The sequence below is a fragment of the Lutibacter citreus genome, from assembly GCF_003260195.1.
GTDB lineage: Bacteria > Bacteroidota > Bacteroidia > Flavobacteriales > Flavobacteriaceae > Lutibacter > Lutibacter citreus.
Map to the genome: position 1 here is coordinate 492,897 of NZ_QEIH01000002.1, position 12,189 is coordinate 505,085.

At 29.8% G+C, this 12,189-nt stretch carries 8 protein-coding genes and 2 pseudogenes; 7 read left to right on the forward strand and 3 right to left on the reverse strand.

All coding sequences use genetic code 11. The annotated features are described in order from the left end of the window. The first annotated feature begins 1 nt into the window (after position 1). On the forward strand, positions 2-1,957 hold the full coding sequence (locus DAD81_RS05160) for an autotransporter outer membrane beta-barrel domain-containing protein (RefSeq protein WP_111707168.1): 1,956 nt from the start codon (positions 2-4) through the stop codon (positions 1,955-1,957). A 70-nt stretch (positions 1,958-2,027) separates the two neighbouring features. Here DAD81_RS05160 and DAD81_RS05165 read toward each other — a convergent pair whose 3' ends face one another. Then, a complete protein-coding gene (locus DAD81_RS05165) occupies positions 2,028-3,029 on the reverse strand; it encodes a YhdH/YhfP family quinone oxidoreductase (protein WP_245949175.1) in 1,002 nt (333 codons plus the stop codon). A 134-nt stretch (positions 3,030-3,163) separates the two neighbouring features. Here DAD81_RS05165 and DAD81_RS05170 point away from each other — a divergent pair, with 134 nt between their 5' ends. Continuing rightward, the gene (locus tag DAD81_RS05170) at positions 3,164-3,490 is read left to right on the forward strand and encodes a winged helix-turn-helix transcriptional regulator (RefSeq protein WP_111707170.1); all 327 of its coding nucleotides are present in this window, start codon (positions 3,164-3,166) and stop codon (positions 3,488-3,490) included. 194 nt (positions 3,491-3,684) lie between these two features. Next, positions 3,685-4,647, forward strand: coding sequence for an SMP-30/gluconolactonase/LRE family protein (locus DAD81_RS05175; protein ID WP_111707386.1), 963 nt, complete (start codon positions 3,685-3,687; stop codon positions 4,645-4,647). An 85-nt stretch (positions 4,648-4,732) separates the two neighbouring features. Here DAD81_RS05175 and DAD81_RS05180 read toward each other — a convergent pair whose 3' ends face one another. After that, positions 4,733-5,095, reverse strand: coding sequence for a DUF1801 domain-containing protein (locus tag DAD81_RS05180; protein WP_111707171.1), 363 nt, complete (start codon positions 5,093-5,095; stop codon positions 4,733-4,735). A 14-nt stretch (positions 5,096-5,109) separates the two neighbouring features. Then, positions 5,110-6,207 (reverse strand): annotated as a pseudogene (locus DAD81_RS21000) (alpha/beta hydrolase-fold protein). 213 nt (positions 6,208-6,420) lie between these two features. Here DAD81_RS21000 and DAD81_RS21125 point away from each other — a divergent pair. The 4 genes and pseudogenes from DAD81_RS21125 to DAD81_RS05205 all read left to right on the forward strand — a co-directional run. After that, positions 6,421-6,522: pseudogene (locus DAD81_RS21125) on the forward strand (triple tyrosine motif-containing protein); the annotation flags it as partial. A gap of 165 nt (positions 6,523-6,687) precedes the next feature. Beyond that, positions 6,688-7,152 (forward strand): helix-turn-helix transcriptional regulator, encoded by a 465-nt coding sequence (locus DAD81_RS21010; protein WP_245949176.1) that lies wholly within the window; start codon positions 6,688-6,690, stop codon positions 7,150-7,152. Positions 7,153-7,444: 292 nt separating this feature from the next. Further along, complete coding sequence (locus tag DAD81_RS05200; RefSeq protein ID WP_111707174.1) at positions 7,445-10,489, forward strand: SusC/RagA family TonB-linked outer membrane protein; 3,045 nt, start codon at positions 7,445-7,447, stop codon at positions 10,487-10,489. 12 nt (positions 10,490-10,501) lie between these two features. Continuing rightward, positions 10,502-12,106 carry a RagB/SusD family nutrient uptake outer membrane protein gene (locus DAD81_RS05205; RefSeq protein WP_111707175.1) on the forward strand — a complete coding sequence of 535 codons (1,605 nt, stop codon included), beginning with the start codon at positions 10,502-10,504 and terminating at the stop codon, positions 12,104-12,106. Positions 12,107-12,189: the final 83 nt, after the last annotated feature.

Consider the following 12,189-nt stretch of genomic DNA (forward strand, 5'->3'; position numbering starts at 1 on the left):
AATGAAAAAATCGAGCTTTAAATTTATTGGAATAACAGTGTTATTTGCGTTATTGACATTAAGTAGTTGTGATGATAATGATCCAGAACCAATAATTAATCCGGTAACTCCTGTGGTTGAAAATTTAAAAGTTGGGGTAATGGACGGTACATTAGAAGAAGACTTTGTATTAAATGCTTCTACTAGTTATCAATTAACAAATTCTTTTATTGTATCTGAAGGTGTTACTCTTACAATTCCAGCTGGAACTCAAATTTTAGCTGATAATGGAGGTACTGATGTTTATATAGCAGTATTAAAAGGAGGGAAAATTAATATTAATGGAACAAATAGCAATCCTGTAATAATGACTTCAATTGATGCCAATCCTGGAGACTGGGGAGGGTTAACTCTTTGTGGAAATGGGATTACTACTGCTGGTGTTGATGCTGAAGCTGAAGTTGGTGGTTTTATTTATGGTGGAACTGATAGTGCTGATAACTCTGGAACAATTAAAAATTTAGTAATTAAAGGTACAGGAGCTCAAATTAATTCTGAATCACAATATAATGGTGTGTCTTTCTATGCAGTTGGGTCAGGAACTATTGTTGAAAACGTTGCTGTAATTAATGGCTCTGATGATGGTGTTGAATTTTTTGGAGGATCAGTTTCTGTTAACAATTTATACTTAGAAAATAACGAAGATGATGCAATTGACTGGACTGAAGGTTGGAACGGAACAATTGATAACGCTTATGTTGCTCATACAATTGAAGGGTTTTCAACAGTTGTTGAAGGAGATAAGGATAATAAAAATCCTAAAATTAATAATTTAACTGCAATATCTACAGTAGGAGGGACAGCATTACAATTTAAAAAAGAGTCAGGTGCTTCTATTACAAACTTATTTTTAAGTGGTTATGATACTAACATAGATATGAAAGATGATGGTGCTTTATCAAATGTAATGATTGATGGAGTAGCAGCAACAACAACTGATGCTTATGATGCAGGAACTAAAGTAGCTATTTCTAGTTGGGATTTTATTAATGGTCAGTTTGTGGCATTAGAGGTTTTAAATGGTAATTTAACGGCTAATAAAACATTAAAAGCAAATACTAAGTATTCTTTAACAGGTTCTTATATTGTTCAAAACGGAGTTACATTAACAATAGAAGCTGGTACTAAAATTACGGCTGATAAAGGTGGTGTAGATGTTTATATTGCTGTTTTAAAAGGTGGTAAAATTGATATTCAAGGAACTGCTAATAATCCAGTTATTATGTCTTCTGCAAATGCTGCTCCTGCAGATTGGGGTGGATTAACAATTTGTGGTAACGCAACAACTACTGCAGGTGTTGATGCTGAAGCAGAAGTTGGTGGATTTATTTATGGAGGTACAGATGATACTGATAATTCAGGATCTATTAAATATTTAGTAATAAAAGGTACTGGAGCTCAAATTAATTCAGAATCTCAATACAATGGTATTTCTTTATATGCTGTTGGTTCAGGTACAGTTATTGAAAATATAGCAGTAATTGATGGCGCTGATGATGGAGTTGAGTTCTTTGGAGGTTCTGCTTCGGTAACAAATATTTACTTAGAAAATAATGAAGATGATTCAATTGACTGGACAGAAGGTTGGAACGGAACAGTAACAAACACCTATATTTCTCATACAATTGCTGGTTTTTCAACTGCTTTTGAAGGAGATAAAGTTAATAACAATCCTAAATTTGTTAATGTAACTGCAATATCATCAGTAGATGGAACTGCTTTACAGTTTAAAAAGCAATCAGGTGCTACAATTACAAATTTATATTTAGAAGGATATGCTAAAAATATTGATATGAAAGATGATGGTGACCTTTCAAATGTTCAAATAGATGGAGTTGATTCTATTTTAAGTGGACTTTACAACATAGGAACAAAGGTTGATATTTCTTCTTGGTCTTGGATTGAAGCAAAATTTTAAATTGCCGTGAAATTGAAAAACAAAAAAAAGGGAGCTAATTATTTAGCACCCTTTTTTTGTTTATTATTTTTTAAACTATTTCTAAAATAGTTCTTCCTTTTAATTGGCCTTTTAACATTAAGTTTAATTTTTCACTTAATTCGTTTAAAGAGATAGTAGTGCTATTAGCTTCTAAATTTTTTACTTTCCATTCTTTTGCTAATTTATTCCAAACTTGCGCTCTGTATTTCATTGGATAATTTTGAGAATCAATTCCAATTAATGAAACTCCTCTTAAAATAAAAGGGAAAACCGTTAAATCCAGTTTTATTGATGCTGCATTTCCACAAGCTGTTACAACTCCTAGCGGATTTACAGATTTAATTATATTTTCTAATATTACACCTCCAACAGTATCAATTCCGCCAGCAAATATAGGTTTTAGTAAAGGTCTGTTTTTAAGTTCTTCAAAATCACTTCTTAAAATCACTTCGTCAGCACCTAAATCTAATAAATATTGTTTTTCAGCTTTTTTTCCTGTAATTGCGGCTACTTTATAACCTAATTTATTTAAGATCATTACACTTACAGATCCTACTCCTCCTGTTGCTCCAGAAACAACAATTGTTCCATCTGTTGGTTTTACAGTTTCAGTTAATCTTAAAACCGACATACCAGCTGTTAAGCCGGCTGTTCCAAATATCATAGCTTCTTTCATTGAAAGATTTTCAGGTAATTTTACTACCCAACTTGCTGGAACTTTTACATATTCTGCAAAACCTCCATTGGTGTTCATTCCTAAATCGTAGCTTGTAACAATTACTTCTTCGTCTTTCTTAAATTTTTCTGAAGTTGAAGAAACTACAGTTCCAACAGCGTCAATTCCTGGTGTGTGAGGAAAGTTTCTTGTTACACCTTTATTTCCACTTGCTGATAAAGCATCTTTATAATTTAAAGAGCTATAATTAACTTTAATTAATAATTCTCCTTCTGCTAATTCTTCAAAAGGAATTTCTTTTATTGCTGAAACAAATTTCTCATTTTCTTCTTCAACTCTAAAAGCTTTATAGGTAGATTTAGTATTTATCATCATTGTTTACGGTGTTTTTATTAAATTTGTTACAAATTTCGACCATTAATTTAAAGTATACAAGAACTTACAAATTATGCACTTACGAACATTTTGTGCTATATTGTTTAAACTATAGGTCTAGAAGCTGAAAAAAAATGAAAAAAAGTTATTGTCCAATTGATACATTTATTAATGTAGTTAAGGGAAAACGTAAAAGCACCATTATTTTGCATCTTTTTCAAGGAGATAAAAGATATAGTGAATTGGTACGTCTTTTACCAGATATTAGTGAGCGTATGGTTTCTAAACAGCTAAAAGAACTAGAGGCCGATAATTTAATAAATAGAGAAGTATTTCCTGAAGTTCCTCCAAGAGTTGAATATAGTTTAACGGAACTAGGTAAAGAAATTCACCCTTATTTAAAAGGAATGTTTAGAGGTGGTGTTATTTTTGAAAGAATGATTGATGCTGAAAAAAACTAGTTTTTTAGAAAAAAAGAAAAGAGGTAAAATTTAGTTACTTTAAGTTAATAGTTAGAAATTTTTATAGTTATGGATGCGCTATTTTTGAAACTAACTAATTACTAAAAATCATTATGAATTTCTATAAAAGTAGCTTACTAATCTTTTCTTGTTTCGTAATTTCATCTTTTAACTTGTTTGGTCAAGTTAAAGAAATGGACATATTATCAGCAAAATTATTTACTGAACTACCGGATTTTTGTCCTACTCCAGATGCTTTTGATATTGCACCTGATGGAAGTTTAACGCTCTCTTGTCCAAATTATGCAGACAGAGCTATACCAGGAGTTTTAGTACGTGTTACAAAAGATGGTGAGGTTTCAAAATTAATAGATGTACCTATTTTACAAGAAACTGGAATGTCTAAACCAATGGGAATTGCCTATGACGATAATGGTGTACTTTATGTTTGTGACAATCAAGGAAATAAAGGGCGTATTTTAAGAATGACTTTTAATAAAAATACGTTAATTAACACTGAAATTATTGCTTCAGGATTCAATTCAATAAACGGAATTAGATATTACAAAGGAGCTGTTTATGTTACCCAAACTAAATTACCGAAACTCAAAAAAGAAAAAGTTGTTGGCGGTGTATATCGCTTTAAAACATCAGATAGAAATATTGAAGTAAATAATGATAAAACCGATAAAAATTTAATTTATACTTCTATAACACAAAACCCAAATAGACAAGTAGGTTTAGATGGTTTAGTTTTTAATAAAAAAGGCGATTTATTAGTTGGAAATTTGGGGGATGCAACTATTTATAAACTTACATTAACTTTAGATGGAAACGTAAGCAATGATGAAGTTTATGTAAAACTACCTATAACTGCTGCACCTGATGGAATTAATATTGATTTAAAAGGAAATTTATATGTGGCTGGTTTTGCACAAAATCAAATTTTTAAAATTGACACCAACAAAAAGGTAACATTATTAGCGCAATATCCAGATAATAATGGTACAAATGGAGCATTAGATCAACCAGCTGATTTAATTGTTTATGGAGATAAATTAATAATTTCGAATTTTGATTTAATGGTTGCTAAAGGAATGAAAAACACCAAACATAGTAAACCTTATACATTGTCTTATATTAATTTAAAGGAATAAATTTATAGAAAGAAAATAGTTTTGTAGTAATTTTAGGAATAGTTTGTTTTTAACTCTTTTTAAACGAGATTAATACTGAGGAAAATTAAATTACAATTGTTCCATTTTTGTACAAGTCTAATGCTTTATTTAAAAGTAATTTAATGGTATTTGTTGGAATATCCTTGGTTGCATTAATTCTGAATATTTTCATTCTAGAACGGGTTCCAGTTTCTAATTTTGGGTGATTTAAATGTTTTCCTTCTACAAAGAGAATATATGGTTCTAATGTTTTTTTATCTGTCCAAAGATAGCAGAACATCTTTTTTTTGTAACAAAAACACGGCATTCCATATTTTTTAACTTCAGAAATATGTTCGTCCATATTTAAAATAATTGAACGTAAAGCAAGTAAACAACTCCTATTTGGTTCTTCTTTATTTAAATAAAAATTATCATTTTGAGACATTATAAAGTAATTTATTATTCCCTTTCTAAATAAACGGACATTATAGGAAAAACACTTTTTGCTAATTGCTCACCAAAATTACTTGAGTGATTTCCATTATGCCATTGCATAGAAAAAGGAATATTGTTTTTAGCCAATAAACTTGTATAATAAGTGGTCCCTTCAATAATAAATTGAAGGTGATCATTATAACCACAGTCAATAGCATAATGTTTGTATTGTAACAAATTGCTTTTATACTTTGCAACTTTCTTTTCCAAACCACCTAATCCATTTTTCCAAAGTGCATAATTTTCTTTGTTTATTTCATACTCACCATTTGCCTTTTTGTTAAAAGGTAATTTCATTTTTAATGGTTGGGATGTATCTGGCGCAAATGCCATTCCATAGGCTAATATCCAAGAAAGATTATAGTTTGAGTTGTCTAAAACTTTTGTAATCTCTTTTTGAAAATCTTTTGCATCAACTTTTGCCATTTTTTGTGATAGATCATCCAAAATCATCATTGTAGAATCATTAGGAAACATTGAATCAATAATTGCTTTTTCCCCAGCGCCAATAGCCGGACTCATAAGATACACTACAGAATACTTATCGGGGTGTTTCAAACTAATATTTGTACTACCTCCACCTCCCATGGAGTGACCAGCAATTCCGCGAGATTCTCTTTTTGGAATTGTTCTATAATTAGTATCCATATAATTAATTACATCTTTTGTTATAAAATCCTCCCAATTACCTGTTATTGTTGAATTTGCATAAACTGTACCTTAAAACATATTATAACCTGTTAACTCAACAACAATCATTTCTTTAATAATTTGGTTTGTCATTAAACTATCAATCAATTTTTCATTTGTATATTTTCCTGGATAAACAGTATAACCATTTAAAAAATACATTACAGGATAACGGTCCGAACTATTTTTATAGGAAGGTGGAAGATTAATTCCAATTTTATAAGTTGTTCTTGGTTGTATAATCGCATTTTCTAAAGAAGGGGATGGAATTTCAACTAATTTATAGTCAACATGTGGTGTTTCTTTTTCGAAGGTCTTAAATGCTAAAAATGAAATTACTAACACTAAAAAAGGTAAGAATATTCTTTTCATGTAGTTTTAAGTTTTTACTAATATAAAAAATACATTTCAAAAAACCTTAATTCAATGGGGTTTATGAATAGCAATATTGTTTTAAAAATAAATCAAAAGTTTCGTTTTGTTTCTTTTTAAATTATTTTTACCTAATTTTAAAACAAAACAAAACAATACATGATTAAATAAAGCTACTCATGAAAAATGTAATAATATTAGTATAAGCTAGTAGGCCAATCAACTAAATGGAGTAAATGGACTGAAAATTCTCAAGTAACATTTGAAAATCTTTCGTTTGGAGATTATACAATTAAAGTCCGTGCTAAAGTTGGTAATACTTTATCAAAAAACACAATATCTTATGGTTTTAAAGTGCATAGGCCTTGGTATCTTTCAAATATGGCGTTGTTTTTTTATGTTTTATTGCTTTTAATAATTATTTTAATAACTCATAAAGCTTATAAACGGTACTATATAGAAAAATTTAAGCATGAGCAATTGGAGAACGAGCAAATGATTATGCAAATTAAAAATGAAAAATTAAATCAAGATATTGATAATAAAAATAGAGAGTTAGGCATTTCTACTATGAGTATTATTAGAAAGAATAAACTACTAACTAAAATTAAAAAAGAGCTTAATAAAAATAAGCATATAGATAATTCAATTGCTATTGAACTTATAGATAATAATTTAAATGACACTAAAGATTGGTCTTTTTTCGAGCAAGCTTTTAAAAATGTTGATAAAGATTTTCTAGAAAAAATTAAAAACACACATCCAGATTTAACGTCGAACGATCTGCGTTTTTGTGCCTATCTACGATTAAATTTATCTTCAAAAGAAATTGCTTCTCTACTTAATATATCTATTAAAAGTGTTGAAACTAAACGCTATAGATTACGTAAGAAATTAAGCTTAGGACATAGCGATGGTCTTATTGATCATATTTTAAAGTTTTAAAACCACTACAATTTAATTTTATACCTAGACATAACCACTACAAGACTCTAAAATATGTTGTTTTTACTCGGATGCTTTAAAATTTAATAATTTTAGAATATGTAGTATTTATAGGCTTTTTGACTAATTTATTAAATAAATATTTAGATTAAATTATGATGTTCGTTTTTTATCGGCGCTTATTTTACATATTTATCAATAAATCGAGGTAAATTTAGGTAGGCTTGATTTTTAAGACAATTAAAATTAATTCCAAAACAAATTTTTTAAACTAACATTAAACCAAATTCAAATGAAATTAACACTAGTTTATCAAAAAATTAAGGTACTGTTCTTGTCTTTATTTTTGTTTGTCTCAATGGCAGCATTGGCACAATCGCAAAAAACAGTATCTGGTAAAGTACTTTCTGCAGAGGACAATATGCCATTGCCAGGAGCATCGGTAATTGTAAAAGGAGCTATTAATGGTGCTTCTACAGATTTTGATGGGAAATTCTCGTTATCTGTGAGTAATACGGACACTACCCTTATGATATCATACCTTGGTTATCAAACTAAAGAGGTAGCAATAACCTCTGGAAATTTAACCATTTTATTAGAGGTTGATCAAAATTTACTAGACGAGGTTGTAGTAGTAGGTTATGGTACTTTGAAAAAAAGCGACTTAGTAAGTGCTGTTGCAAAAACAGATATGTCGAAAGCGGTTGCAACACCAACTTCAGATGTAACTGAAATGCTAAGAGGAAGAGTTTCTGGTTTACAAGTAGATGTAGCTGACGGAACATTGAGACCTGGAGGTACATCTGAAATTATTTTTAGAGGACGTGGCTCTATTGAAGGTAATGTAAGTGGTATTTATGTTGTAGATGGTGTGGTTAGAGATGGAGGAATAGAGGATATTAACCCAGACGACATCAAGTCTATCGAATTCCTTAAAGATGCATCAGCTCAAGCTATTTATGGTTCTAGAGCCGTAAATGGTGTGGTATTAATAACTACCAAAAGAGGAAAATCAAATAGAGTTAATGTAACGTACCATGGGTATATTACAACAAAATCTATTGAAAGAAACTTTGATGTATATAATGGTCAAGAGTTTGCACAATTAAGAAGAGAAGCGTATCGGTCTAATAATGCATCAGATGAGTATTCAAATGACGAAGATGTATTTTCAACTATAGAATTAGAAAATATTGCAAATAATAACTTTGTTGATTGGGAAAAAGAATTGGTTAAATCTGGTTTTGTAAATAGTCAATCTATTGGTATAAGTGGTGGTTCAGACAACACCCAAGTATATGGTAGTTTGAGTTATTTTAAAGAAAATGGTATTATTCCAACATCTAGTTATATAAGAAAAAATTTACGTTTAAATGTAGATCAAAAAATTAATGATAAATTATCTGCTACTTTTGATATTAACATACTTAATGATGATACTGAAAGAGCTGCTAATATTGATGTAATTACTACTTCACCTTTAGGAAGTGCCTATAATGCAGATGGAAGTATTGCGAGGTATCCGAGTGGTGAAGATTTAACGGCTACAAATCCTTTATGGAATTTACGTGAACAAAATCACGACGAAAAAGGAAACGATTTTGTAGTTACTTTTATTCCTAAATGGCAAATTACTAAAGATTTACAATATCAATTTAAAGGTTCGTTAACTCGTAAAACTTCAGAAAGAGGTCAATACCAATCTTCATTGAGTTCATCAGGAAGAACAGATAAAGGTATTGCTAGGTTAGAGAATAAATTAAGTGAAGCCTTTTTAATTGAAAATATATTAACATACGACAAAGAAATTGATGATGATAATTCTTTTAACCTAACGTTGGTTCAAGCAGTTGATGAAAATAAATACTCTAGAACTTATACTGAAGGTAGAGGTTTTCCTAATGAAAGTCTAGGTTATGATGGTATTTCTAACGCCATTGGTAATGTAAGTGTAGAACGTGATAAAACCAAAGTGAGAACGGCTTCTTTTATGGGAAGATTACGTTACAACCTTTTAGATAAGTATTTATTTACCGCAACTTATAGAAGTGATGGTTCTTCAGTAAATGCAACAGATTATAAATGGACTAATAATCCAGCAGCTGCATTTGCTTGGAAAATTCATAATGAAGAGTTTTTAGAAAATGTAGATGCAATTCAAGAATTAAAATTAAGAGTTAGTTACGGTTCTTTAGCAAATGCATTAAAAAAACCTTATACATCATTATTTACAGCAGATGGTCAAAATTATATATTTGATGGCGAATCTTCATCTGGTTATTCTCCATCAGTGGTGCTACCTAATGTTAATTTAAAACACGAAACTATAACAACTTTTAACATTGGTTTAGATTTTGCGCTTTTAGAAAGAAAATTACAAGGTAGTATTGAGTATTACGATTCAAGAACAAAAGATTTATTATTAAAACGCGGTGTACCTTCAATTACGGGATATCAATATACATACTTTAATGCAGGTGAATTACAAAATACAGGTTTAGAACTCAGCTTATCAGCAGATCTGATTAAAAATGATGATTTTAAATGGTCTGTTTCTACAAACTGGTCTAACAATAAAAATAAGTTAATTGAATTATATGATGATGGTAATGGAGATCCAATACTTACTGATGATGCTTATAATTATTATGTAGACCAACCAATTAAAGTTATTCAACAATACCAATTTGATGGTATTTATCAAGTAGGCGACGATTTTGAAAACTCTCCTCAGGCAAATCCAGAATCTACAATTACACAAGAATTTTTAAGACCAGGAGATATTAGAATTAAAGATGCTAATAAAGACGGAAAAATAACTCAAGATGATCGTGTGTTTACAGATCCAAATCCAGATTGGTTTGGTTCTTTATCAACTAATTTAGTTTATAAAAGATTCGATTTATTTGTTGATTTTTATGCTGTTGAAGGAGCTACCAAGGTAAATCCATTTTTATCAGATTTTAACAATGGAGGAACATTACAAGGTAAATTAAATGGAGTAAAAGTTCCATATTATACTCCAGAGAATCCATCTACAACATATCCAAGAGCAAGTTTTGACTCAGCTCCTCAATATTTATATACATTGGCTGTAAAAGATGCTTCATACATTAGGCTTAGAACTGTAAGTTTAGGGTATACTCTTCCAGAAGAATTGTTGGCCACTCTTAACATTGATTTAGTTAGGTTTTATGTAACAGGTTCAAACTTATTTACACAAACGGATTATATTGGTTATAGTCCTGAAGTAAATATTAGAAGTACCTATTCTAATTCAGATACAGGTTATCCGGATGCAACAAGCTATACATTTGGAGTAAAAGTTAATTTTTAAAAAGAAGCAACTATGAACACAAAATATTTTTATAAAAAGATAAAGTTAAGTTTACTATTTCTAGTAACACTATTCGTTACATTTTCTTGTGATGATTATCTAGAAGAACAACCTAGTACTTTAATAGATTCGGATTATGTATATACTACAGAAGAAGGTTTAAAATCTGGAGTAGTGAGTTTATATAAATTTAACAGAGATCGTTACGATAACGGAACAGAAGATTATATGGGGGGTATATTAATGCCTTCTAGAAGCGATTTAGCATTTGCCAGAACTGGTTATACTGGTTTAATAGGAAGATATGAAAGAGCTATATCTCCTATTGATTTGGGAGCTAATTTTGCTTCTAGTTTATTTTGGAAACATTTTTACAAAATTACAAGTAAAGCTACAGATATTATAAATGCAGCTGAAGCACTTGATGGTATTGGTGAAGATTCAAGAAATCAAATTATAGCAGAAGCAAAGTTTTTTAGAGCAAATTCATATTTTTATTTATATAGAATGTATAATAATATTTATGTAACAACAACCTCTGTAACTTTAGAAAATGCTTTTAATGTAATTCCAGATAAATCTTCAAAAGAAGAAATTTTCGCATTGTTAGATAGTGATTTAAACTTTGCTATTGAACATTTAGATTGGGATGTTAATTTTGGTCGTATATCAAAGGGAACGGCTAAACATGTAAAAGCTAAAGTAGCAATGTGGGAAGGCGATTGGGAAGAAGCAAAATCTCAAGCAGTTTCATTAATTAATGAAGGTCCGCATAGTTTAGTTTCTTCAACTGCAGATGTTTTTAAAGGTGATCTAAATAATTCTGAACAATTATTTGTTATACAATCTTTGGATGATGTTTTAGGTGGTGGTGATAATACCATGATTAACGCTAATTTTGTTACGCAATATTTTCAAATTTCAGGAATTGAAGGGAACGTAGAACAAGGAGGTAAAGGATTTTCACGTGTATTACCAAACCTATATTTATTAGATTTATTAGCAGAGGATCCAAATGACACCAGAGATGATAACACCTATTTTAGATTAAAATATTACTATACTTCTGGTGATAATATTGGTAAAGAAATTGATATTTATAAACCAATTACAGATTTAAACAATCCAAGTTCAAGTTATTCAAATTATTATAAAAGATTACACCCTTCTTGTTTAAAATATGCTCAAGAAGATGATGATCCTGAATCTTATTTACAACGAAGTAATATTTTGGTTTATAGATTGGCCGAAACATATTTAATTGCAGCAGAAGCTTTAATGAGATCTGGCGGTGATGGTTTACCATATATTAATGCAGTAAGAGAAAGAGCTGGTGCTGCACCAATAACAACTTTAGATGAGCAAGCAATTTTAGATGAAAATGCACGTGAATTAGCTTTTGAAGGCGAACGTTGGTTTACTTTAAAAAGAATGGGAGCAAGTGTATTAAATCACCAAATGAGAACCTATGCAGGTGATGGACCATATTACCCTTCTTTTTATAATGGACCAAAAGACCCAAGATTAAATTGGCAAGATCATTTTATAAACTTTGCAATTTTTCAAGAAGATTTAGATTTATTAGGTTCTAATTATCCACAAAATGAGGGTTACTAAAAAATAAAATAATTAAATTAAGTTTGGGTATTGTTACAATCTTAGGGTAAAGATTTTACCCTAAGATTTCAATATTTTTTTAA

Coding starts and splice junctions, on each gene's coding strand:
- DAD81_RS05170 (WP_111707170.1), top strand. CDS start 3,164: ATGAAAAAAAGTTATTGTCCAATTGATACATTTATTAATGTAGTTAAG.
- DAD81_RS05165 (WP_245949175.1), bottom strand. CDS start 3,029: ATGATGATAAATACTAAATCTACCTATAAAGCTTTTAGAGTTGAAGAA.
- DAD81_RS05180 (WP_111707171.1), bottom strand. CDS start 5,095: ATGTCTCAAAATGATAATTTTTATTTAAATAAAGAAGAACCAAATAGG.
- DAD81_RS05175 (WP_111707386.1), top strand. CDS start 3,685: ATGGACATATTATCAGCAAAATTATTTACTGAACTACCGGATTTTTGT.
- DAD81_RS05160 (WP_111707168.1), top strand. CDS start 2: ATGAAAAAATCGAGCTTTAAATTTATTGGAATAACAGTGTTATTTGCG.
- DAD81_RS05200 (WP_111707174.1), top strand. CDS start 7,445: ATGAAATTAACACTAGTTTATCAAAAAATTAAGGTACTGTTCTTGTCT.
- DAD81_RS05205 (WP_111707175.1), top strand. CDS start 10,502: ATGAACACAAAATATTTTTATAAAAAGATAAAGTTAAGTTTACTATTT.